The sequence below is a fragment of the Pedobacter frigoris genome (assembly GCF_005116445.1).
GTDB lineage: Bacteria > Bacteroidota > Bacteroidia > Sphingobacteriales > Sphingobacteriaceae > Pedobacter > Pedobacter frigoris.
This window is the reverse complement of record NZ_SWBQ01000005.1, coordinates 64,417-89,767: the sequence shown is the minus strand read 5'-3', so window position 1 is coordinate 89,767 and position 25,351 is coordinate 64,417. Positions and strand designations below refer to the sequence as shown.

The 25,351-nt window shown below is 41.6% G+C and carries 19 protein-coding genes and 1 riboswitch; of the genes, 10 read left to right on the top strand and 9 right to left on the bottom strand.

Features of this window, described 5'->3' with window-relative positions; all coding sequences use genetic code 11:
• Positions 1 to 197 precede the first annotated feature (197 nt).
• From FA047_RS16485 to FA047_RS16465, 5 genes are all read left to right on the top strand, one after another.
• Positions 198 to 1,055, top strand: coding sequence for a 3-keto-disaccharide hydrolase (locus FA047_RS16485; protein ID WP_225872762.1), 858 nt, complete (start codon positions 198 to 200; stop codon positions 1,053 to 1,055).
• Between the two features lie 19 nt (positions 1,056 to 1,074).
• Positions 1,075 to 3,681, top strand: coding sequence for a DUF7133 domain-containing protein (locus FA047_RS16480; RefSeq protein ID WP_136837192.1), 2,607 nt, complete (start codon positions 1,075 to 1,077; stop codon positions 3,679 to 3,681).
• A 248-nt stretch (positions 3,682 to 3,929) separates the two neighbouring features.
• Positions 3,930 to 4,038, top strand: a riboswitch (SAM riboswitch).
• Between the two features lie 139 nt (positions 4,039 to 4,177).
• Entirely contained in the window at positions 4,178 to 7,837 is a 3,660-nt protein-coding gene (gene metH, locus FA047_RS16475; RefSeq protein WP_136837191.1) for a methionine synthase, read from the top strand.
• Positions 7,838 to 7,880: 43 nt separating this feature from the next.
• Positions 7,881 to 8,837, top strand: a complete 957-nt coding sequence (gene metF, locus FA047_RS16470) for a methylenetetrahydrofolate reductase [NAD(P)H] (RefSeq protein WP_136837190.1) — start codon at positions 7,881 to 7,883, stop codon at positions 8,835 to 8,837.
• A 111-nt stretch (positions 8,838 to 8,948) separates the two neighbouring features.
• Positions 8,949 to 9,383 carry an META domain-containing protein gene (locus FA047_RS16465; protein WP_136837189.1) on the top strand — a complete coding sequence of 145 codons (435 nt, stop codon included), beginning with the start codon at positions 8,949 to 8,951 and terminating at the stop codon, positions 9,381 to 9,383.
• Between the two features lies 1 nt (position 9,384).
• Here the strand turns inward: FA047_RS16465 and thrC are convergent, their stop codons facing one another.
• From thrC to thrA, 3 genes are read right to left on the bottom strand one after another with little or no spacing between them, the layout of a single operon-like run.
• Positions 9,385 to 10,686, bottom strand: a complete 1,302-nt coding sequence (gene thrC / locus FA047_RS16460; RefSeq protein ID WP_136837188.1) for a threonine synthase — start codon at positions 10,684 to 10,686, stop codon at positions 9,385 to 9,387.
• Positions 10,687 to 10,700: 14 nt separating this feature from the next.
• A complete protein-coding gene (locus tag FA047_RS16455) occupies positions 10,701 to 11,645 on the bottom strand; it encodes a homoserine kinase (protein ID WP_136837187.1) in 945 nt (314 codons plus the stop codon).
• Positions 11,646 to 11,650: 5 nt separating this feature from the next.
• The gene (gene thrA, locus FA047_RS16450) at positions 11,651 to 14,098 is read right to left on the bottom strand and encodes a bifunctional aspartate kinase/homoserine dehydrogenase I (protein WP_136837186.1); all 2,448 of its coding nucleotides are present in this window, start codon (positions 14,096 to 14,098) and stop codon (positions 11,651 to 11,653) included.
• 264 nt (positions 14,099 to 14,362) lie between these two features.
• Between thrA and rsgA the strand changes: the two genes are divergently transcribed.
• Complete coding sequence (rsgA, locus tag FA047_RS16445; RefSeq protein WP_136837185.1) at positions 14,363 to 15,283, top strand: ribosome small subunit-dependent GTPase A; 921 nt, start codon at positions 14,363 to 14,365, stop codon at positions 15,281 to 15,283.
• Between the two features lie 5 nt (positions 15,284 to 15,288).
• A complete protein-coding gene (gene dtd / locus FA047_RS16440; protein ID WP_136837184.1) occupies positions 15,289 to 15,741 on the top strand; it encodes a D-aminoacyl-tRNA deacylase in 453 nt (150 codons plus the stop codon).
• On the opposite strand, the gene FA047_RS16435 is transcribed toward dtd, so the two are convergent.
• Entirely contained in the window at positions 15,725 to 16,240 is a 516-nt protein-coding gene (locus FA047_RS16435; protein WP_136837183.1) for a DinB family protein, read from the bottom strand. The two genes, dtd and FA047_RS16435, sit on opposite strands and share 17 nt — an antisense overlap.
• Before the next feature lie 144 nt (positions 16,241 to 16,384).
• Between FA047_RS16435 and FA047_RS16430 the strand changes: the two genes are divergently transcribed.
• Positions 16,385 to 16,711 carry a nucleotide pyrophosphohydrolase gene (locus FA047_RS16430; protein ID WP_136837182.1) on the top strand — a complete coding sequence of 109 codons (327 nt, stop codon included), beginning with the start codon at positions 16,385 to 16,387 and terminating at the stop codon, positions 16,709 to 16,711.
• Here FA047_RS16430 and FA047_RS16425 read toward each other — a convergent pair whose 3' ends face one another.
• Entirely contained in the window at positions 16,712 to 19,081 is a 2,370-nt protein-coding gene (locus FA047_RS16425; protein WP_136837181.1) for an ABC transporter permease, read from the bottom strand.
• Positions 19,082 to 19,276: 195 nt separating this feature from the next.
• Between FA047_RS16425 and FA047_RS16420 the strand changes: the two genes are divergently transcribed.
• On the top strand, positions 19,277 to 19,498 hold the full coding sequence (locus FA047_RS16420; protein ID WP_136837180.1) for a hypothetical protein: 222 nt from the start codon (positions 19,277 to 19,279) through the stop codon (positions 19,496 to 19,498).
• 303 nt (positions 19,499 to 19,801) lie between these two features.
• On the opposite strand, the gene FA047_RS16415 is transcribed toward FA047_RS16420, so the two are convergent.
• The 3 genes from FA047_RS16415 to FA047_RS20905 all read right to left on the bottom strand — a co-directional run bounded on the left by FA047_RS16415 (position 19,802) and on the right by FA047_RS20905 (position 23,624).
• Positions 19,802 to 20,551 carry an endonuclease/exonuclease/phosphatase family protein gene (locus tag FA047_RS16415; RefSeq protein WP_136837179.1) on the bottom strand — a complete coding sequence of 250 codons (750 nt, stop codon included), beginning with the start codon at positions 20,549 to 20,551 and terminating at the stop codon, positions 19,802 to 19,804.
• Positions 20,527 to 21,093, bottom strand: a complete 567-nt coding sequence (locus FA047_RS16410; protein WP_136837178.1) for an endonuclease/exonuclease/phosphatase family protein — start codon at positions 21,091 to 21,093, stop codon at positions 20,527 to 20,529. Before FA047_RS16410 ends, FA047_RS16415 begins: the two co-directional genes overlap by 25 nt.
• Positions 21,094 to 21,542: 449 nt before the next feature.
• On the bottom strand, positions 21,543 to 23,624 hold the full coding sequence (locus FA047_RS20905; protein ID WP_136837177.1) for an RICIN domain-containing protein: 2,082 nt from the start codon (positions 23,622 to 23,624) through the stop codon (positions 21,543 to 21,545).
• A gap of 728 nt (positions 23,625 to 24,352) precedes the next feature.
• On the opposite strand from FA047_RS20905, the gene FA047_RS16400 reads away from it, so the two are divergent.
• Positions 24,353 to 24,721: a hypothetical protein gene (locus tag FA047_RS16400; RefSeq protein WP_136837176.1), complete on the top strand. Its 369-nt coding sequence runs from the start codon at positions 24,353 to 24,355 to the stop codon at positions 24,719 to 24,721.
• 229 nt (positions 24,722 to 24,950) lie between these two features.
• Here the strand turns inward: FA047_RS16400 and FA047_RS16395 are convergent, their stop codons facing one another.
• Positions 24,951 to 25,343: an HIT family protein gene (locus tag FA047_RS16395; protein ID WP_136837175.1), complete on the bottom strand. Its 393-nt coding sequence runs from the start codon at positions 25,341 to 25,343 to the stop codon at positions 24,951 to 24,953.
• Positions 25,344 to 25,351: the final 8 nt, after the last annotated feature.

The window sequence follows — 25,351 nt, the reverse complement described above, 5'->3', positions numbered from 1 at the left end:
CAAGGTGTCAGCTAGGTCAACAGGACCTTGCCGACAGCTTTCATACAACTGTCAAATACTGTAGTAGTAGCGTACAGTTATAGACTACAGTTGTGGTTATCAATATGTACCACATTAACCAATTTTCAGGAAAAATAATTTTAAAAAATATTATTGTTAAGTTTACTGTGTAAAAACTACACACTTAAACCACTATAATGAAACAAAAATTTATTCCTTACATGCTTAGGGCGGCAATTATCATCTGTCTCCCATTTATTTTTTTAGGGAGCTCCGTTAAGAAACCTGCACCAAAACTCAAATGGCAACAACTTTTCAACGGCAAAAATCTTAAAGATTGGACACCGAAAATAAGATACCATGATCTTAACGAAAATTATGGCAATACATTCCGCATTGTAGATGGTAAAATTCAGGTCAACTACGACCAATACACAAAATTTGATGAACAATTTGGACACCTCTTCTATAAAAAATCTTATTCTTATTACCTAATAGGTGTAGAATACCGCTTTACCGGTGATCAGGTTAAAGGCGGGCCAGGATGGGCTTTCCGCAACAGCGGTGTGATGATCCATGGCCAGGATCCTGCAAATATGAAAAAAGATCAGGACTTCCCTAACTCTATCGAAGTGCAGTTATTAGGCGGAGCAGGTAATGGCGACCGTTCTACAGCAAACCTTTGTACACCAGGCACCCAGTTCGTATTGAACGGTAAAGTTATCAAAGCTCACTGCATAGAATCAAGATCCAAAACATTCAACGGTGATCAATGGGTTCGTGTAGAAGTCCTTGCATTGGGAGATTCTACTATCGTACACTACGTAAACGGCGAAGAAGTTTTACGCTATGACAGGCCTCAGAAAGATCCTGTTAAAGGAGCCGCTGAAGGCGAACTCATTAAAGGCGGATCAATTTCATTACAAAGCGAGAGCCATCCTGTCGAATTCAGAAAAGTAGAAATCATCGACCTTGAAAAATACGCCAAAGATCCAAAAAAGCTAAAAGAAGTTGTAGACCAGTTAATGGCAGAAAAAAGAGTAGCAAAACAATAAACACTAAACAAACACACACATGATTAAATTTTCATTGACATTGATATCTTCAATTATCATTGTCTTAGGATTAAATAATTTCTTCGGAGGACCTAAAAATGCCGGAGCTGCCCCACCTGAATTGGTAATCACACCTTTTGCCGGGCCCGATGTAACCCCTAGTCCGGCCTGCCTTGCAGTTGCCGCAACTGGGGAGGTCTTCGTTGGGGTCGACATGATCGGATCCCTGGGTAAAGATCCTGATAAAGGCCGTATCCTTAAATTGGTAGACAAAAACAATGACGGAAAAATGGATGAGCATACTGAGTTTGCCATGGTCGACAATCCACGTGGAATTATCGCCTCAGGAGACCAGGTTTTTGTGCTACATACCACCTTCTCCAAAGAAACCCGCAAGGCCACAGGAATGGATCTTGTCGTTCTAGATGATAAAAATAATGACGGCAAAGCAGATGGCCCGGCAAGGCCTCTTATCCAAAACCTGAGCAATACAAAATACATCCAGGAACGCGGAACTGACCATGCAACCAACGGTATTCGTCTGGGGATAGATGGATGGATCTACATCGCCGTAGGAGATTTTGGATTCCACGATGCAGTAGACCGCTCTGGGAAAAAGATGACCATGTTGGGTGGTGGTATCGTTCGCGTACGTCCTAATGGCACTGAAATGGAAGTTTATACCCATGGAACACGTAATGTTTATGATGTGGCAATTGATCCATACATGAACATCTTTACCCGTGAAAATACAAATGATGGTGGTGGCTGGAACGTACGTTTCTCTCATCATGTCCAATCAGGAGAATATGGATATCCTCTTTTATTCCAGAATTTCACAGACGAGATGCTTCCTGCACTGGCAGATCTTGGTGGTGGTTCGGGCACAGGTGCCCTGTATATGAGCGAAGATACCTGGCCAGAAAAATACAACAATGTACCTATGATGGCCGACTGGGGAAGAAGCATGTTATACATCCACAGGGTTACTCCTGATGGACCGAGTTTTACACAAAAGGAAGAAGATTTCATTAAGTTACCTCAAATCACTGATCTTGATGTAGATGGTTCAGGCAGGCTCTACCTTGCTGCATGGGATGGTGCAGGCTACTCTGGTAATCCATCAAAAGGATATGTGGTTCGTGCAGTACCTACCAACTGGGCGTACAAAGCCTTTCCGAATGTAACAAAAGCGAGCGTTACTCAGCTAGCTGCCATGCTTAAATCTGAAAGTGCCGTAGCTCGTCTAACTGCTTCTCAGGAATTACTTAACCGTCCGGCAAAAGAAGCTGCAGATGCCGCTTTAAAAATTGCTGCAGACGCCAAACTTCCATTATACTCACGTGTAGCAGGTATATTCACTTATGCACAGGCAGCCGGAGCAGACGGAATCCAGGCTCTTGTCCAATTCACTAAAGAAGATGCGATCAGAGAATTTGCACTTAAAGCGCTTGCTGATCGTAAGGACTATGTACAAAATGTACCTAGTGAGCCTTTTTTAGCTGGACTAAAAGACCCTTCTGTTCGTGTTCAGGCGGCAGCGATCATCGGCCTTGGCCGACTTGGCCGTACTGATGCTGCAAAAGCTTTATTGCAAACTAAAGTTCCTGCTTCATTTGTTGCTCCTGCAAAAGGTACTGAAGGTCCGCATGCCACTCCAAATTCAGCAATTGTACTCCCGCATTTAGCCGTTCAGGCATTGGCAAACCTAAAGGCTGTTGATGCTTGCGTAGCTGCCATCGGCACCGAAAACTCAAGTCTTGCGTTATGGGCACTGCGTTATATGCACGATAAAAAATCGGTTGACGGACTGGTATACTTTTACGAGCAGTCAAAAGACGAAAACTTAAGGAAACAGATCCTGATTACCATGGCACGCCTTTACAGAGAAGAAGCATCTTATGATGCCTCATGGTGGTGGGGTACAAGACCAGATTCTCATGGGCCGTATTATAAAGCTATACTTTGGAAATCATCACCGGCTATTGCCTCTTTCCTGATCGGAGAATGGGAAAAAGCACCTGCTGCCAATAAATCATTTTTTGTAGACCTGAATGCACGTCACCGTATGGAGATCCCGGCTTTCGGTACAGAAGAAAAAGCGATAGCGAAGAATGAACCTAAAATAGATCTCGAGAAAATCAAAAATCAAAAAGGACAAGTAGGGAAATCTTCTATCGAAGATGTGTTGCTTGCGATAGCTAAATTGCCTGGTGACCCGGTAAAAGGTAAGGCATTATTTTCGCGTCAGGGTTGTGTAGCTTGCCATAGCATCAGCAAAGGTGAAGAAATGAAAGGACCTTTCATGGGTCAGATCGGATCGATTATGAACCGCGAACAAATTGCAGAATCAATCCTTAAGCCTGATGCATCTATTTCACAGGGATTTGCTACGGTAATGATCACAGCAAAAAAGGATCAGACCTATATGGGCTTCGTGACGAGCGAGACAGCAACCAGAGTAGTGCTTCGGAATATTGCCGGCGAGGTATTTAATATCAAAACCAGCGACATACTTTCACGTAAGGAAATGGAAAATTCAATGATGCCTGCCGGGTTGGCTAATTCTTTGTCATACGAAGAACTGGCTTCATTGGTAACCTTCCTTTCTCAACAAAAGAAGTAATCTCTTACTAACCTGCTTCGGACCTGCTAGGGGTTTGCTTTGGGATTGCTTCGGATAATAGGTACCTTTATCCGAAGCAGTCCTTACTCAGTTTCGGCTCAGTCCCCAACAATTGTTTTATTGCGTTTTAACACAGGCTTCACAGAATTTAATTTCACATCACGTCAAAATTTGCAACGTTGCTGCAATTTTATAGGGTTAAATCACTGATTTTTTGGAATTGATTTTTCTTTGTTGCATTTTTGTAGTGCTTATAGAGAAAGACGGAGGGATTAGACCCTGCGAAGTCTTAGCAACCTGTGCTTACAAGGTGCTACATTCTACTGGAACCGGCGCCGGTTATCCGAAAGATAAGTTAAGTAATGGCATCAGCTGTTATCACACTAGACCTCGAAATCCTCTTTCCAAGCTTTGTATGTAGTGAGTTCGGCACTTGTTTAGGCTTTATTGCCTCTATCAAAAATAGCTTATTACATGCTCATATGATATTTTTTTAATGAACATCAGAGAAGAACTAGAAAAAAGAATCTTGATCATTGATGGTGCAATGGGCACCATGATTCAACGTTACACCTTAACTGAAGAAGACTTTAGAGGCGAACGATTCAAAGATCATCCATGCGACGTGAAAGGCAATAATGACTTGCTGAACCTCACCCATCCGGACATCATCAAGGCCATCCATACCGAATATTTAAAAGCAGGTACGGATATTATTGAAACCAACACTTTCAGCACGCAGCGCATTTCCCTGGCAGATTACCAGATGGAAGAGCTGGACTATGAAATGAGTTTTGAAGGTGCCAAAATTGCTAAGGAGGCTACAATTGAATTCATGCAGGCCAATCCAGACCGTAAATGTTTTGTCGCCGGTGCGGTGGGACCTACCAACAGGACCTTGTCGATTTCTCCGGATGTGAACGATCCGGGTTTCAGGGCATTGACATTCGATGAGCTGGTAGATGCCTATTATGTGCAGATCCGTGGACTGGTAGATGGAGGATCAGATTTATTGCTGATTGAGACCATTTTTGATACCCTTAATGCAAAAGCAGCAATATATGCCATCAAAAAATATGAAGAGGTAATAGGTCGTAAGATAGAGATCATGATCTCAGGTACGATTACTGATGCTTCGGGACGGACTTTATCAGGACAAACTGCTGAAGCGTTCCTGAATTCTGTAATCCATGCCAATCCCTTAAGTATCGGATTCAATTGCGCTTTGGGTGCTAAGGACATGAGGCCACACATTGAAGAGCTTTCTGCGAAAGCCGGATGCTACGTTTCAGCTTACCCTAATGCGGGACTACCTAATGAATTCGGCGCTTATGATGAAATGCCGCATGAAACTGCTCACCTTGTTGAGGATTTTATTCAGCATGGTTTTGTAAATATCGTGGGCGGATGCTGTGGCACCACTCCTGAGCATATCGGTTGTATTGCAGAAAAAGCTAAAAACGTAACTCCACGCAAAATCCCTCAGATAGATCCTCACATGAGGTTAAGCGGATTGGAGCCCGTGACGCTAACACCGGAAAGTATTTTTGTCAATATCGGTGAGCGTACTAACATCACAGGTTCGCCTAAATTCTCTAAGCTGATCCTGAGCGGAGATTTTGAAGCTGCACTTACCGTAGCCCGCCAGCAGGTAGAGGGAGGTGCGCAGGTAATCGACGTAAACATGGACGAAGGGATGATCGATTCGGAAGCGGCTATGACCAAATTCCTGAACCTGATCGCCTCTGAGCCTGATATTTCCAAACTGCCAATCATGGTCGATTCCTCTAAATGGACGGTTATCGAAGCGGGGTTGAAATGTTTGCAGGGCAAGGGGATCGTAAACTCTATCTCCCTTAAGGAGGGTGAAGACAAGTTTAGCGAAAGCGCGCGCAAGATTATGACCTATGGTGCGGCGATAGTAGTGATGGCTTTTGATGAAAAAGGACAGGCAGACAATTACGAAAGAAGAATAGAGATCTGTAAAAGATCTTATGATATATTGGTAGATGAAATTGGTTTTCCACCACAGGACATCATTTTTGACCCAAACATCCTGACGGTAGCAACCGGATTGGAAGAGCACAATAATTATGCTGTTGATTTTATCAATGCTACCCGCTGGATCAAGGAAAACCTGCCTCATGCAAGAGTAAGTGGTGGTGTATCCAACATTTCCTTCTCCTTCAGGGGAAATAATACCGTGAGGGAAGCCATGCACTCCGCATTCCTATATCATGCCATCAAAGCAGGGCTGGATATGGGTATAGTAAATGCGGGTATGCTTGAAGTATATCAGGAAATCCCGCCGGAGTTATTGGTGCTGGTAGAAGATGTATTGCTAAACCGCAGGGATGACGCTACAGAACGATTGGTTGAATTTGCAGATACCATAAAATCTAAGGGCAAAGAAATCGTACGGAATGAGGAATGGAGAAAAGAACCTGTAGAATCAAGATTATCTCATGCCCTTGTAAAAGGAATTATTGAATACCTGGATGCCGATGTAGAAGAAGCGAGACAAAAATACGCACGTCCTATTCAGGTGATAGAAGGTCCATTAATGGATGGGATGAACATCGTCGGCGACTTATTTGGTGCCGGCAAGATGTTTCTTCCACAGGTAGTAAAATCTGCCCGCGTCATGAAAAAAGCGGTGGCTTATTTATTGCCATTCATCGAACAGGAAAAACTGGACAATCCTGATCAGGATCAGAATTCATCTGCCGGAAAAGTATTGATGGCCACTGTAAAAGGTGATGTTCACGATATCGGAAAGAACATTGTAGGCGTAGTACTGGCTTGTAATAACTTTGAGATCGTGGATATGGGTGTGATGGTTCCTGCGCAGGACATCATTAAAAAGGCCAGGGAGATCAATGCTGATATCATTGGATTGAGTGGACTGATCACTCCTTCTCTGGATGAGATGGTTCACTTTGCTAAAGAAATGGAGCGTGAGGGCTTTACCATTCCGTTGATCATTGGTGGCGCTACCACCTCCAGAATACACGCTGCAGTGAAAGTAGCGCCTAACTATTCTGGCCCTGCGATACACGTACTGGATGCTTCAAGAAGCGTAACTGTTTGCAGTACACTGATGAACAAGGACACACGTGACGAATATATTGCCGGCATCAGGGCTGAATACGATAAAGCACGTGAAGCGCATTTAAACAAGCGTTCAGATAAGCGTTTTAAAACTATTGAAGAAGCAAGGGAAAATAACTTTAAGATAGATACTGCTTTGGTTGCTCCTGCTCCTGCTTTCACCGGGACAAAGGTATTTGAAAATTATCCCTTGGAAGAGTTAGTTCCGTATATCGACTGGACTCCCTTTTTCCAGACATGGGAATTACGCGGTGCCTATCCCCGCATTCTTGAGGATAAGACAGTTGGCGATGAGGCGCGCAAGCTGTTTGCAGACGCACAAACATTGCTAAAACGCATAGTTGATGAAAAACTGTTGACCGCAAAAGCGGTTATAGGTTTCTGGCCGGCCAACACTGTTGGCGACGATATTGTTTTGGATGTGGAAGGCAAAGAAGTGGTGATTCACACCCTTCGCCAGCAGGCAGAAAAAGTAGATGGGCAGCCTTATTATGCATTATCAGATTTTGTAGCTCAAAAAGAGACAGGAGTTCGGGATTATTTTGGAGGTTTTGCGCTCACTACAGGTATTGGTTGTGATGAATTGGTTGCTGAGTTCGAGGCCGTTTATGATGACTATAACAGCATCATGGCTAAGGCACTGGCCGACAGGCTTGCTGAGGCATTCGCAGAAAAGATGCATGAAATGGTGCGTAAAGAGTATTGGGGATATGCGAAAGATGAGCATCTTAGCAATGAAGCATTGATTAAAGAGGAATATTCAGGTATCCGTCCGGCACCGGGTTATCCAGCTTGTCCTGAGCATACCGAGAAAGGCACTTTGTTCGAATTATTGGATGCAGAGAAAAGAATAGGCTTACGCCTGACTGAAAGCTATGCCATGTACCCGACCGCAGCAGTAAGTGGATTTTATTTTGCACATCCTCAATCCAAGTATTTTGGTCTGGGTAAAATCACTAAAGATCAGATTGAAGATTATGCAATCAGAAAGGACATGTCAATAGAAGAAGTGGAAAGATGGCTGAGTCCTAATCTTGCGTATTAAATAATTCAGTTTGACGAGTAACACAAATTAAACAAAACAGACAATGAAAATTGTAGACCACATAAAAAATGCAAACGGAAAAACGTTATTCTCATTTGAGCTGTTACCGCCAATAAAAGGCCAGAGCATTAAAGGCATTTTTGATGCCATTGACCCACTGATGGAGTTCAATCCGCCTTTTATTGACGTAACTTATCTCCGTGAAGACTATATCTATAAGCAACATGCAAACGGTTTATTGGAAAAGGTGGCTTACCGCAAGCGTCCAAGTACAGTAGCTACCTGTGCAGCTATTATGAATAAATACAAAGTAGATGCGGTTCCTCACTTGATCTGCGGAGGCTTCAATAAAGACGAAACAGAGAATGCATTGATCGACCTGCAATTTTTAGGGATAGACAATGTACTTGCTTTACGTGGCGATGCCCGCAAAAGTGACAGCTCCTTTGTCCCTACTCCTGATGGGCATGCTTATGCATCTGAGCTTGTTAGCCAGGTCTCAGATATGAACAACGGACGTTATCTTCATGATGACATAGGTGAGCTGGAGCGCACTGATTTCTGTATCGGAGTAGCCGGATATCCTGAAAAACATTTTGAATCTCCAAATCTGGATACGGACTTTAAATACCTTAAGCTAAAAGTTGATCTTGGAGCAGAGTTCATTGTTACCCAGATGTTTTTTGACAACCAGAAATATAAGGCCTTTGTGGAGAAATGCCGTGAAAATGGAATTAATGTCCCTATTATCCCGGGATTAAAACCAATTACGAGCAGCAAACAACTGGTGAGTTTGCCTAAAGTATTCCATCTGGACATCCCAGTTGAGCTGAGCGAGGCTGTACAGGCTTGTAAATCTGAAAAAGATGTAAAAGCAATTGGTATTGAGTGGATGATCAATCAATGCAAGGAATTAAGAGATATGGGGGCTCCTGTGTTACATTTTTACACCATGGGCAATCCTGAACCTACTAAAAAGATCGCACAGGCGATATTTTAGCACTATTAGTTAATTTTTGGAATACTCTTTGTATCTTTCATCTATAAAAGAGGATTTGTCTTCAAGTAATTTATCTATGATAAATCCTCTTTACGAACTAATTGATTAGCTATGAAAAAACTGGTGATTCTTGGATTTGTTTTTACCTGCGCGCTAAGTGCATGCACAACTATGAAACCCGGGACAATAGGAAACGGAGGTTTATCTCAACTGGCCGGAACATGGGAACTGAATTACATCTCAGGGCCTAGAATTGCTTTTAATGGATTATATCCAGGTAAAAAACCGACAATTAAGTTTGAGATAGCAGAGAAAAGAGTAAGCGGAAATACGAGCTGTAATTCATTTTCAGGAGCTTTAGTGGCTGATGACACAACGATAAATTTAACCGGACCTTTGGCCATGACAAAAATGGCATGCCCTGGTGAAGGCGAGGCCACTTTTGTAGAAATGCTCAAGAAAGTAGGCACTTATAGCATTACGAATGATACGACACTCAACTTTATGATGGGTGATATCGCAATTATGCGATTCAATAAGAAATAGACTAATAGCGGTTTAAATATGCTTTAAAAGATTCAAAGCTGGTATCCAAATGTGTTGCCAGCTTTTCTTTTTTGCTCAGTTCTGCAACCTGCTCAGGTATTTCGATCCGGGCTTTAATCTCCTCAGGAAAGATATCCGGAAATTTACAGGCATGTGCAGTAGAAAGGAATACGCCTGTTGATCCTGAATTGTCTTTCTGATACTCTTTTAATGCCAACCAAGCTATTGCAGTATGCGGACAAGCCACATAATCATATGTTTCAAAAATATCTTTTATAGCCCGTAAGGTTTGCTCATCAGTATAGCTTTTACTCTTCACAATCTGTTTCAAAGCAGCTTCATCTTCTTTAAAAAAGTCCATGATCCTAACCCAATTACTTGGCGCACCAACATCCATTGCATTGGCATAGGTCTGCACAGAAGGCCTGGTTTCATACACACCGGTATCTAAGAATCTTGGAACAGTGTCATTTGCATTGGTCGCCGCAATAAACTGTTTTACAGGCAATCCCATTTTATAAGCTAGTAAACCAGCACCTATATTTCCGAAATTACCGCTTGGCACAGCAAATACAACATCACTTTTACCTTGTCTTTTTAACTGCGCATAGGCATTAAAATAATAAAATGTCTGAGGGATCAACCTAGAGATATTGATAGAATTCGCAGAAGTTAGACGGAGTTTTCCATTTAAGTCTTCATCTGCAAATGCTTGCTTCACCAGTGCCTGACAATCGTCAAAAGTCCCATCAACTTCAATCGCATGGATATTATCTCCATTTGTGCACAACTGCAGCTCTTGTATTTCACTGACTTTCCCTTTAGGATATAAAATTGTCACTCTTGTATTGGGTACGTTTAAGAATCCCAGCGCCACCGCACCGCCGGTATCTCCTGAAGTCGCTACCAGAACATCCAACATTTTCTCATTGTCTTTCAGGAAATATCCCATAATACGGCTCATAAACCTTGCTCCGAAATCTTTGAAAGCCAGAGAGGGGCCATGAAATAATTCAAGCACATAGGTATCCCGACCCAATTCTACCACGGGAGCCTCAAAGTTAATGGCATCGTCTATAATTGAATGTAAGTCTTCCAATGGAATAGTATCTTTCATCAATACAGAAGCTACTTTATAGGCGATCTGCGAAAGTGTAAACTTATCGATATGGTTGATGAACTCCTGATCCAGTTCCGGTATGTGAACCGGCATGTATAAACCTTTGTCCAGCGGCATGCTATTGAATACTGCAGTTGCAAAGTCTACATTTAAATCATGATTATTGGTGCTGTATAGTTTCATTTTAAGTGTCTTTATTAATCCAATATTATCGGCCCCTTTTTATTTACTTCAGATACAAAAGCAAGACTGTTGATGCTGATAGATTGTAAATGTTGCTGTAGCTTCTTAGTGATCTTTTCCGCAGTCCCAGCATCTTTAGTCAGTGCAAATACTGAAGGTCCGGATCCGGAAATACCAAATCCTATGGCGCCGTTTCTTAAAGCGAGCGACTTTAGCTTAGCAAAATCAGGAATGAGGATTGATCTCGTTGGTTCCACCAGTATATCAGTCATGCTTCTGCCAATCAGGTCATAATCCTTCATGAAAAGTCCGCTCACCAAACCGGCCACATTCCCCCATTGCGTTACTGCATCCTTCAGCAATACTTTAGAACGTATCATCTGACGGGCATCTTTTGTTGGCACATCTACCTCGGGGTATACTATCGCAGCGTGCATATCTTCAGGAAATGGAAGGCTGATAATGTCTAGCGGATCATAACTTCTGATCAACACAAATCCACCCATTAAGGCAGGAGCTACATTATCAGCATGTCCGTAACCACAGGCAAGCTCTTCACCTTTCATCGCAAACGGAACCAATGCTTTATTTGTCAGCAGGTCATCAAATAATGAATTTACTGCAAATAACCCTGCTACCGTACTGGCTGAACTGGATCCTAATCCACTGCCTATCGGCATCTTCTTATGAAGTTCTATGTCAATGCCTACATCGGGTTTGCCAATGTGATTTAAATAATGCTGCACACTGGCACTTACTGTATTTTTAGCCGGATTCAATGGCAGTTTACCATTATCTCCTGTTATTTTCGAGATCGTCATGCCTTTACCGTCTGTAAACCGCATGATCACCTCATCACCCGGCTGGTTTACCGCAAAGCCAAGAATATCATAACCACATACTACATTGGCCACTGTAGCGGGGGCAAATACTTTTATTGATTTTTTATTGAAACTCATTATGGTTATCGTTTACCTACGTTTATAATATCTGCAAATACACCTGCGGCTGTAACTTCCGAGCCCGCACCGGGACCTTTCACCACCAACGGGCGGTCTTTATACCTATTTGTGGTAAAGGAAATGATATTGTCGCTTCCTGATAAAGTAAAGAACGGATGATCCTCCCCTACCATTTGCAGGTTGATAGAAACCTTACCGTCTTCCATTTTACCGATGTAACGAAGCACCTTATTGTCTTTAGCAGCCTCTTCCTTTAACCCCTCAAAGTATGCCGCATTATTCTCCAGTTCTTTATAAAAATCATCAACGGAAGTCGCTGCCATGCACGAAGCCGGCAACATATTCTGGAGATCAATGTCTTTTTCCTCTAAAGCATAACCCGCATCACGTGCAAGAATCAGCATTTTGCGCATAAAGTCTTTGCCATTCAAATCATCCCTTGGATCTGGTTCGGTATATCCTTTATCCTGTGCTTCCTTCACTACTTCATGAAAAAGCACGCCATTTTTATAGTTATTGAAGATGTAGGAAATTGTTCCAGATAAGATCGCTTCGATCCGCCCTACTTTATCCCCGCTCAGCATCAAATCCCGGAGTGTACGGATAATCGGTAATCCGGCACCAACATTCGTTTCATAGAAAAAGTCCACGCCATAAGTCCTTGCCGCCTGTCTAAATGCCGCGTACTGCTCATAGTCGGCCGAATTACCCAATTTATTACAAGTCACCACAGATATGCTGGACTGCAAAATATCCAAGTAAAACTCAATGGGATTGTGACTCGCGGTATTGTCGACAAACACACAATTGGGCAGGTTCATAGATTTCATTTTCTTAACGAATTCCGGTAGGCTTGCTTTTGTCTCCTGCTCATTCAACTCTGCTTCCCAATTGTCAAGCTCAATACCATTTGGATTCAGATACATTTTTCGGGTATTGCTGATTCCCATAACCTTAACCTGCAAATCGTTATTATCCGCAAGGAAAGGCATCTGGTCCTGCAACTGTTTGAACAATGTTTTACCGATATTTCCGGTTCCCAGACAAAAGACATGCAAGGTCTTTTTAAGATCTGCGTAGAAAGCATCATGAACCGCATTTACCGCTTTGGAGAGATCTGTTTTGGAGATGATCACTGAAATATTGTATTCTGAAGAACCCTGCGCAATTGCCCTTACATTGACACCATTTCTGCCGAGGGCGCTAAACAGCTTACCTGACATGCCCGGCGTGCGCTTCATATTTTCACCAACTATTGCAAGCACAGAAAGTCCGTTTTCCACTTCAGGATATTCCAGTTTTCTGGCCTGAAGTTCCAATTCAAATTCTTTATTGATCAGCGACAATGCCTTTAAAGAATCAGAGGGTTTTACGGCAAAAGTAATGCTATGCTCTGATGAAGATTGGGTGATCAAAACCACATTTACCTGCTCACGTGAAAGCAAAGAGAACAATCTTCCGGCGAAGCCAGCTTTACCAACCATTCCGCTTCCTGACAGGTTCAGTATACTGATCTCGTCTATAGAGGAGATACCCTTGATCGGTAAGTTAGAAGGACTGACGCCATGTTTGATGTAAGTACCCGCAAAATCAACATGGAATGTATTCTTGATTACAATTGGGATTTTCTTAAGGAAAGCCGGGATCATGGTTGGCGGATAAATTACCTTTGCTCCAAAATAAGAAAGCTCCATTGCTTCAGTATAACTCAGTTCAGGCAGAGAAAATGCCTTCTTAACAATGCGCGGGTCGGCAGTTAGCATCCCGTCAACATCAGTCCATATCTGAATTTCATCTGCATTTAATGCCGATCCCCATATTGCAGCAGTATAATCGCTTCCACCACGGCCTAGAGTGGTTACCCTGCCTTCGTCGTTGCTGGCAATAAAACCCGTTACAAAAAGCAATTGCTTCTGGTTAGCCTCATAAAAATCATTGATCAGCATTTCTGTGATATATGTATTTACTTTCGCCTGTCCAAAATTGCTATCTGTTTTGATCAGCTCAGATCCATCTACATACAAGGCATCGGCAAATTGCTGTTTCGCAATGTGACTGATCATCACGGTTGAGCAGCGCTCACCATAGCTTAAGATCAGATCTTTAGTTTGCGCACTGAGTTCCTTCAGGTTGTACACTGATTGCAAAATATCTTCCAGCTCATTAAAGTAAATCTTTAACTTGGTTAGCACAGGATTCTGAGCTCCGGCGGGAAGCAATGCCCTGATTACTTTAAAGTGCTTTTCTTCCACTGATTTCAAGGCCTCATTGTAATCCCTCAGACTCCTGGCATTTTCTGCCATATCAAGTAAAGTATTCGTCACCCCACTCATTGCAGATAAAACCACAATAGGGTTTTCTTTCAATCTTTCCTGTTTAAGTATGTCCAGCAAAGCACTTATGCTTTCAACTGACCCTACTGAAGTACCTCCAAATTTTAAAATATTCATAGTCTGCGGTTAAAAAAAAAAGCGCCTTCCCGATTAGAGGAAGGCGCTTTTTGTGGTTTTATATTTTTTTCAATCAAGCCACTAGCTTACCTTCCTCCGAGCAATCCCGGTGGTGGTAATAATGGTAATAATTGATGAATTGTTATACATTGTATCTTTTACACTAACTGTGCTATGCTGTAAAGTAAAGTTATATTTTTCTAATTAACAAGAGATTATAAAAATATTTAATTGGATTATGAATTCTTACCTTTACGGCATTATATGCAAGGATTAGTAATAAAATCAACAGGAAGCTGGTATCAGGTACACGCCAAAGATGGCGTAGACTATGATTGCAGGATCAAGGGAAAGTTCAGAATTCAGGGAATTCAAACCACAAATCCTATTGCTGTTGGCGATCAGGTAGAGTTTGAACTCGAACCAAATTCGGATAAGGGCGTCATCGATAAATTGCATGAACGTAAAAACTACATCATTCGCAAATCGATCAACTTATCCAAGCAAGCGCAGATCATTGCGGCAAATATGGATCAGGCATTTCTTGTAGTTACACTGGCATCACCGAGAACTTCTTTAGGTTTTATTGATCGTTTTTTAGCTACTGCAGAAGCCTACGATATCCCCGCTGTTCTGATATTTAACAAACTCGATCTGTTTCATGAAGAAGGCCTTGCTATTTTAGATGAATACAAAAGCATTTATGAGAATATAGGTTATCCCTGCTATTCAGTATCGGCACTGGAGGGTACAAATATCCCATTGATTGAAAGTTTGCTGAAAGATAAAACAACACTATTCTCCGGACATTCCGGAGTAGGAAAATCCAGTTTGATCAATGCATTGCTTCCGGGCAGGGAAATCAAGACTGGAGAAATATCTGAATCCAGCGACAAAGGACAACACACCACTACCTTTGCAGAAATGCATACGTTACCATTCGGCGGATACCTGATCGATACCCCGGGAATCCGTGAGTTAGGTATCTTCGACATCAGACCAGAAGAGCTGGGTCATTATTTTAGGGAAATGAGGGCGCTCATGAACCAGTGCAGGTTTAACAACTGCAGGCATGTCAATGAACCCGGTTGTGCAGTCATCAAAGGTGTAGAGGAAGGTGAAATAGAGCTCAGTAGGTATGAAAGCTATCTAAGCATCTATAATGGCAATGAAACCAGGGCATAGCGTGTATGAGAGCAGTAATTCAACGAGTCAGTTCCGCAAGTTGTACAGTTGAGGGTACCGTAACAGGTTCTATTGATACAGGGTTTATGGTGTTGTTGGGTATCGAAGACGCCGACACACAGGAGGACTTAGAATGGCTGGCACAAAAGATTGCCGCCATGCGTGTATTTGGTGATGAAAACGGGCTAATGAATAAGTCGTTAGCCGACATTGACGGAAATATCCTTCTGATCAGTCAGTTTACACTCTTTGCATCCACTAAAAAAGGAAACAGACCCGGCTTTACTAGAGCTGCCAGACCGGATCATGCGATCCCTTTATATGAAAGCATGATCAGAAAACTTTCAGCTCTGCTTAACAAACAGATACAAACCGGGATATTTGGTGCCGATATGAAGATCAGCCTGATAAATGATGGCCCGGTCACCGTAACCATCGATACTAAGAATAAGGAATAGGCTGCAAGCAAGTGATGATATTCCTGAGCTGATGAGTATGTCTTTTTGTATGCACGTCAATAAATATCAATAATTCTAACCTGGTCAAGGTTCCAAATCCCGGAAATTCAAAGTCTGTGCAAGTCAGCGATAAATCGTTAGACCCGGCAAAATCAATCAACTGGTTTGTCCGGCAATTCAGTCCGTGTAAAAGTTCCGCTTTGTCAATAAAGCCTCTGTAGGGTAAGATAGATACAGGCGATTGAAACTTCATTTTAAAATTCAGGAATAATTCCTTAATCCCCTGTACCTTCTCATCGATAGCTCTGCTTGTTGGAACCACATTTTCCTTTAAGATATCAATGAGTTCATAAGACTGGAACAAATGATCCCCTACTTGCGCGGCTGTCCAGCTACCCTCAAACGGCACCTCATTGAGTTGTTGCTGATCCAGATCAGAGAGCATTTGTATCAGTTCTTCAAAAGATACCTTCAATGATTTAATGATTTCAGTCTCCATGGTTATTTAGATTTCATAAAACCTGCATTGGTTGATGTATCTGTAAAGTTATAGGATTAGGCTCAATCCCAACTTGTATGAATGCGACAATTTAGGGGGTAAATAGCGACTCATATCAGTATATTTGAAATCAGGATTTAGCATATGACTCTAAAAGAAGCACAGGAAACCGTAGATCAATGGATTACCACCACAGGCATCCGTTATTTTAATGAACTTACCAATACCGCAATTTTGATGGAGGAAGTTGGAGAGGTAGCGAGGATCATGTCCAGAAAATATGGTGAACAATCCTTTAAAAAAAGTGACGAAGCTGTAGATCTTGGAGATGAAATGGCTGATGTACTTTTTGTATTGATATGCTTGGCCAATCAGACAGGCATAGACCTCACCGCAGCGATGGAAAAGAACCTGCAAAAGAAAACTATCCGCGATGCAGACAGGCATAAGAACAATGAAAAACTGAAATAATTACTCTGCTTTTAGACACTGAACAGGATTTATGTTTGCTGCTTTTATCGCCTGTACGGATACGGTCAACAAGGAAATAATTAACGCCAGGAAACCTGCAGCAGCAAAGTACCATAGCTGCAGATCTATCCTATAGGCAAAAGAATCCAACCAGTATTTAGTCAGGATATAACTCAAAGGCAATGCGATCAGAATTGCAGCAATTACCGGCTTGGCGAAGTCTTTGGACAAGGTATACACCACGCTAAACTGATTGGCACCCAGCACTTTTCTTATGCCAATTTCTTTTAACCTCCTCTCGGCGGTAAATGTTGCCAGACCAAACAGTCCCAGGCAGGAGATGAGAATCGCCAGCACCGCAAAATATCTGGATAGTACCGCCACTTTATTCTCAGCAACATACAAGGCCTGAAAATCATGATCCAGAAACTTAAAATCAAAATTAAAGCCTGGATTATATGCGGTATTGAATTTTTTTAATTCACTAATCACAGCTTTCATCTCACTGCTCTGCACTTTTACCATGATTCTGTTGGTGCCTTCTGGAATATACCTAAAAAACATCGGCTTCACCGGTTCGTGCATCGATTCGAAATGAAAATCTTTAATCACACCAATGATTTGAAGATCTTTACCCCAAAGATTGAAGATTTTGCCCACAGGGTCTTTCAGACGCATCACTTTTATACCCGACTCGTTGATGATGATCTTTGATGTATCTGAACCAAACTGATCAGAAAAACTACGTCCAGCTGCCATCTCTATCCCCAAAGTCTCAATCAGTCCGGTATTTACATTTGCACGCTGGAATTTGATGACCTCCTTAGGATCTCTGCCCTCCCAGCTGAAATCACCGAAGGTATAGTTCAAATCTCCCAACAATTCCCTGTCGATACTCGATGCATTCAAAACCCCAGGTATTTGCCTGATGCCCTTCAATGCAAAATCCACATTGTTCTTAAATTTACCTTCAGCCTCAAAATACAGCACATTATCCTTCTGATACCCCTGATTTTTGGTCTGTATATATTCTATCTGCTCGTAAATAACAACTACCGCCACAATTAACACAACAGAAAGGGTAAACTGAAACACCACTAGTCCTTGTCGGGTCCATAATGCACCGGCAGTCATGCTCAACTTACCTTTCAGCGCAGCAGATGGCTTAAGTCCCGACAAATACAGCGCCGGGTAGCTACCTGATATCAGCCCGGTAAAGATCCCTATCCCAAGTAAAGAAAGAACCAGTTTCCAACTGAAATTCAGAGAAAGTTGCTTGCCTACAATAGTATTGAATTGTGGGAGCAAAAGTTCTACCACCAACAGCGAAATGAACAAGGCAATAAAAGTAAGCATCAAGGATTCGGCCATGTACTGAAACATCAGCGAGCTTCTTTGTGCACCCATTACTTTTTTCACACCCACTTCTTTTAACCTTCTGGATGCTTTGGCCGTAGAAAGGTTCATAAAATTAATGCAGGCAATGGCCAGGATAAAAATGGCTATGAGAGAGAATAGTTTTACATAATCAGCACGACCACCCGCCACCATTCCATTTTCAAACCGGCTGTACAAATAGCCATCTGCAAACGGCCTTACAAATAGCGTATGCGTAGTCTGCCCTTTCGTTTTTAAAAAGCCATTGATCTTTTTGTTGAAACGCTGAACATCAGTACCATTTTTCAAGACCACAAAGGTATTGGGGCCATTATTACCCCATTTTTTAAACGACGTAGTTACATTAAAAAGAACATCAATGGAAGAGAGGAAATCAAACTGATCTGATGAATTTACCGGAATATTCTTAAAAACACCGGAGACCAACACATGATTTTCACTTTTTATATCTGGATTGCTCCATTTGACTGCTTTGCCGATCGCGTCCGTAGTACCAAACAGCTTCATCGCAAGCTCTTCTGAGATCACAATAGAATTTTTGCCATTTAGCACCTGGCGTGGATCGCCGTTCAGCAGAGGGAATGAGAACATTTTGAAAAAATCCGGACTGGCAAATTTACCTGAAGCATTGATGGCTGGCTTCCCTTCCGTCGAAATCTTACTCTTGGCGAGCCAATAAGTAGGTGAGGCGGTAACCGCCATTTCAACTTCAGGCATTTCCTTCACCATTGCTTCACCCAGAATACCGGGTGTACCATCTACCGTATTTACCCCCTCTGTGATGTGCTCATTTTCCATCACCTGATAAAGCCGCTTGCTGTGAAAGCCGTCCATTTGCATTTCATCATTTACCCATAAGTAAATTAGCAATGCACAGGACAGACCTGCCGAAAGGCCAATAAGGTTGATAAAGAAAGAGCCTTTATACCTTTTAAAATTTCTATAGATCAGCAGCAGATGATGTTTAAACATGATCGTAATTATTTACATGCGATAGGCTCAATCGCTGTGCCATTGGCAAAATACGCAGTACAATTACTAAAATAGACATTTGCATGCAAAGATGTACGGATCTGAACAGTCCAATGCGCGAATTCGAACATCTTATCTATTAGTATAAAATTTACCCGTTTATTACGAGATTTGCAGACATAAACTCAATAGCATATGCCGGAACTACTCTTACTGTGTTTTATGATCATTCCTCAGCTGGTCGCGGGAATATTGGCGAAAAGTCAGGGGAGAAACTTTTGGTTCTGGTTTTTCATTTCTTTCCTTATACCCATCATATCTTTAATAGTCCTGCTGTTTCTAAAAGATAAAAATCCGGAAAAGGAGGAAGGGACAGGTTATGAACTCGCCGAGCATGTAAGAAACAGGAAAGGCTAGCTTAGCCATCCAGTCCTTTGGAAAACGAGAAGCCATTGCCATTGGCTTTTGCAGCATCATTCGTTGTATTCTTTTCAAAATTGAATTGGGCAATGGGGGCAGGCTACGCCTGCCCCCATAACGTACTTACAGTATAGCAAAATGCTGCTGTTATTGATAAAATTTTCATTTCATATCTTTTGCACTATAAGGCAATTTAGTTATAAGTAAATGTAACTCTGGGCGCGATTTCAATATATCCATTATCCTTAAAATAGGCCGCAAAGTAACTACCTGCGGTACTGCAGGCAGGCAATGTTAGTGTCAGGTTTCCAGATCGGGCACCATTAGTGTATTTCCAGACAGTGGAATTGTTGCTGCCGGGTGTTTGCCCGGCTTTATAAATTCCAATCCAGGCATTAGCGTCGGTAGATCCACCTGCAAAATTTGCCGTGATCGTTTCTCCCGTTGATAACTGGTTTTATTTAAACTCAGGCTGACTTGATTTGTGCTGATTGAAAAAGTCGTGATTACAGCTTTATGGTCAGACGGCCATGTTCCTGTTGGGATAAGAAAAGGGTTGGTGTAGGTCGGATCTTCATACCCCTGGCCAAATGCAATAGAATCAGAAGGCCCAAATACAATAGACTCATCTACAGTTACCCTATTGCTGTTGTCGGCATAATATATGTAATCGATTCGGTCCCGCTCATCGGCATCGGGTGCCCAGACCATAGAAGATAAACTTGCACTGGTATTAAAGATAGCCCAGGTAAATCCCGGTCTTTGTACCGGATCGGGATTTTTCACGCGGTACGAATCCAGAAATCCCTTTGCATATAGTGCTACACTACCCTGCCATGGGACAATTGTACCATGGTGATCGAACAGATTTTTTTGTGCGTTTACCCAATCCAAATGTGAAGGTTCATTAAAATCCCCACCCAATATCACAATCCTTCCTTTTTCTCTCTCAAGCTTTGCATCTGCAATAAAAGCAGCGATCTCTTCATCCCTGTTCGATTGCAGGTTCGAGGCCAAAATGGTATTTACATTTGTAATTGGCTGAGCCATCTTTTGCAGGCATTGCCATCATAACCTCTCGGCAGGTAGCATGCATAATTTAAATAATCTAAATGGGCCGAATAAACTGCCACCTGTGTATAGGTATTAAGGTTGACAATTGCTTTATTAAAGCTATTACCAAATATAGCCGCCTTAAACGAAGCGATGGGATATCTTGATAAAACGCCTACGTTGTTATCCCGAAATGAATAAAAAGTGAGGCCTCTTGCTTGCAGGGCGGTTACAACCTTTGCAGAAAAATCTACATTATTATAATTTCTAACCTCACTCATCGTAATAAAGTCTGCCCCGGATTGGACAATTGCATCTATAATCCCATTGAAGCCACCCGTTACAGACGTTCCCTCTTGCCAGACGTTCAATTGTAAAACTTTTATCTTAATTGAGGTCGGCGTAACTACAGTTTTAGGTTTAAATGAAGTAGTACTTTCTGCTACTATTGTCGACTGACTTTTTTTGCAGGCGCCAACGCTAAGCGCAATTGCTGCCGCTATACCTATGGTCAGGAAGGTTTTGTTTGTTTTTTTCATGTTGTTTTGGTTATAGGGTTAAGATTAAAAAATGCGATAACATTAACTCCACCGGCCCCGGTGCTCATCCTCTTTTACTCACAACCTATCATACAGATACTCAAACAACTAACAACAATCGACTTATTCAATAGGCTTGATCTAAAGTAAAATGTTTAATCAGGATATGTAATGCAAAAACAAACGCAAACGTTTGTGTAACGTTTAGGATAGTGGTTCGCTATTTTATGCTTTAGGTGAAAGTACCCAATTCAAACAGCCCCCTTTTTTACCCAAAAATTCAAGCTAAACATCAATATTAAAAATAACTTTACGCAAACGTTTAATATGCTCATTATACAATAAATTGAATGAATGTTTAAACAATCTTGTAAATTAATTTTTTCATCCGTTACTACAAATTTATCCCAAACGCCAGGATTACTGGCATTTGGGATAACCAACAGAAGTTACTGTTTAACCAATTTGAACTTTTGCGAATTGCCGGTACCTTTTGTCCATATCTGTACCTTGGTTCCATTGGCCGTAAAACTTCCATTGATGTCAAGGTTGGAACCAGGTGCACATACCGGACTTAAATAATAGTAACCGCCACCTGCATCATCTAAAGTCCATTTCTGTGCGTTACTACTGTTACTGGTATATACTTCTATTTGGGTGCCATTCACTGAACCACCCCCGGTAACATCAAGAACTTTAGTAGTGTCTGATTTAGATTTTAAAGTATAATAGCCTCCTGCCACCTTCCTAACCTTCCATACCTGGTTATTAGAAGTAGGATTATTGTTAGCCCATAAAGAAACCAGTGTACCATTTACAGGTGTGCTACTATTTACATCGAGAACACTGGTATTGTTGACGGCTGACACGAGTTTATAAAACGCACCGTTTTCAATGGCAGAAGTATTGTCTGTATACAGCCCTAATTCTGCCAGGGCTGCAAACTGCAACCCGTCATACGCAGAGCTTGCTATGATTTTAAAATACCTGAAGGTTTTAGTACTTCCAAAGGCAAAGTACTGGGTACCACTTATATTTTGTGCAACATAGCTATTAACTGCCGTAAAGCTTGTTCCATCGCTACTGGTTAAAATTTGAAAGTTCTTAATAGCCCTGCTTGCCCCACTACGCTGACTTAAACTCAATCCTTCGGCAGAGTTGGATGAACCAAGGTCAACCACAATGGTATGCGGATAGCTCGCAGCCGAGCCCGTCCACCTGGAATGCCAATATGTAGACCCATTGCCATCGATTAAATTGATTGCCCGCCCGTTAACCGTGCCTTCACCGCTCGTTTCTTCAGAACTGAAAGAAGCAATGCTCCAACCAGTTTTGCTCAATTCTGGCCTGGTACTAAAATTTAATAATGGTATACCTCCTGCGAATGTATAGCTGTAAATTTGTTCCGTAACGGTACCGTTGGTGTGAACCAGTTTAACTTTCAACTCATATGGGATGCCATCCGCTTTTTCCTGCAGATCAGAAATAGGCATCACTACACTAAAGCTATCCGTTCCTATTTTTTTTGATTCCCAGGTAATCGCATTGTAATCTCTATTAACCCCGGTGCCTTCATTGTTTACATTAGGATCATTAAAGTATAAAATACTGTTTACAGTTCCTGTCGACGTAAATTTTCCTGATAAGATAATCGAGGCAGAGCCTGTATTATAACTTGCATTTATTTTGGTGATATTGGATGTGATGTTACCGTAGTAGGTATTGCTGTTATTGTTAAATACCTGGTTTACATTCAAAACTGCAGCATCTGCCGCAGTCAAAAATGTTGGACTTTTGCCTAATGTGCCATTTCCTCCCCACATTAAGGCCATACCTAAAGTAGCATTTTCTGAGACTTTTTGACGGTTATGCGGAAGATTCAGTCCATGGCCGAGTTCGTGTACCATACCCCCGAACCATACGCTAAACCTATTGCCGACAGCATCAGTTTTACCCAGGTTTTGTATATCCATTTCTTCGTAGTCTAAAGCATAACACCAGCGTCCGGTACCATAAAATGGCGGCCCTCCAGGTGTGCCATTGGCGTCAATCTGGTATCTTGGCATAATGATTAAGCTGTGATCACTTGTTTTATCGGCCGGATGGGTAGCGAAATATGCATTAATCTCTGAGGCCACAGCACCGGAGCCTCCTTCATAAGGATAACTCGATTTTGGCAAACTGCCCCGAATAGTAACAATCTTAACTTTTCCCGTACCATCGTTGGCCAGACCAAAAGTTTTATCGCCATAACCATTCCGATTCATTTCCTGTTTGTAGAAGTCCTGGGTCCATAACAAAAGATCGCTCAGACGCTTTCTATACCCTGCTATGGTATCCAAATCATTGGGCACAAAATAGACAATGTTAACGTTTCTGGTTTGGGTAACAATGGGGCCAACTACACCTATTTTTTGGTGTATTTTATATGACTGTCCTTCATCAGATAAAGCTGTTAGTGGTTTTTTACAGGAAATAGAAGTGATGGATAAGACCATAACAGCTCCCCATTTAAAAAGATTTTTTTTCATGTTGTTTTGGTTATAGGATTTAGATTAATAAATGCGACACAAGAATTACTTACAACCTATCACACACATATTCAACCAACCAACAACAATCAATTTATTCGATAGGCATTATTCAAAATAGAAATTCTTAATCAGGAAAGCCGCTTATTTGTCACATTATATTTACGCAAACGATTGATCATCATCAATATGAGCATAAATTCATTGAATATGAAACTCAAGACAGCACAGAATCACTATTCTCAATTATCGTATTATTTTTTTAATTTAACAGCAAATATCATCCGTTATGAAGTTTTTGCTGTTTTTATTTAACTTTTTGCTATTTACTTCTGCTTTTGACCAACAAGATAGTGCGAAACAAAGCAAACCACGGAATCTTCCTTCGTGACTAAAGTAAAAAAATAGGCACGGGGATTATCTCCAGTCGCGCTAAGTTCAAAGAAGAACAAAATGCCAGGAAACAGATCGCCGCTCTTGAATCCATTAGAAAATTAAACCATCAAGCCAAACTACTGCTTAAAAAAACTGTAGATACCAGTAGTTTAAATGAGTTCCTGCGCCAGACAAAAAAATCGCTGGAATTGGTAAAAGAGGGGATTTGGATTAACCGGTGCAGTAATCAGACCCAAAGAAATCTGGCTGTATCATCTGCTCTACTTGTAGAACTCTCTTCCAGGCTAAATAAAAGGAAGCAGCTTCTGGATGATTATTGTACAAAATTGACAGTGGCAAAATTTAAAACCGACTCTCTTTTAACCGATCCCGCCTTATTCGCTTTTCCTGATGATTCTGCGGCACTGGAAAAATTTATTAAACGGATGTATGTAATGGACAAAGAAATGTCTCCGGTAGATACTGTACTGGAAAAAACAGTAGGCAGTCTGGAAGAGTTACAATTGAAAACCAATATACTGGCTTTTGACCTTAGGGCTGCCCAGGAAGACATCGAGATTTACAGCGCCAAACTCTCTGCGAACACATTTAAACGTGAATTTCCAAATCTTTGGAATGAACCAACTCATTCACGCCCCATTCAGCAGATACTGGAGTTTTTCTTTAGCCAAAGAGAGTATAATGCTACAGTTTTACCTTGAAAACCACGAATTTACGCTGCTCATCCTGGCAACAATCCAGATAAACTATCATCCGTTCAAATTACAAATCAGTTAGTACTAGGGGGCTTGGGTCTAGGCTGTAAAACATAAAAATGGCCTAACAACACGCTAGACCATAAAATTATCTCCTTTATAAAGTTAACCGGACAACAGTGAATTTATTTCAGGATGTCAATTGTATTACAACATGGCAAAAAGTTTACTCTTTCTACAGCGCGCCTTTAATCCTTACTGCCGCATCTGCAAGTTCTTCCTGAGTCGGGCTCAGCTTCTCTTTGCTAAAATTCATATCATTCACATTATTCATTGGAATAAGGTGAATGTGCACATGCGGTACTTCAAGCCCGATCACAGCAACGCCAACTTTTTTACATGGAAAAGCTTCTTTTAAACCAGTTGCCACAATTTTAGCAAATAGCGTCAGCCCGAAATAACTTTCTTCATCCATATCAAAGATGTAATCAATCTCCTTTTTTGGAATAACAAGTACATGGCCCATAACCAATGGGTTTACATCAAGAAAGGCCAAAAAATCAGAAGTCTCAGCTACCACATATGCCGGGATTTCACCGCTTACTATTTTTGAAAAGATACTTGACATATTTTTAG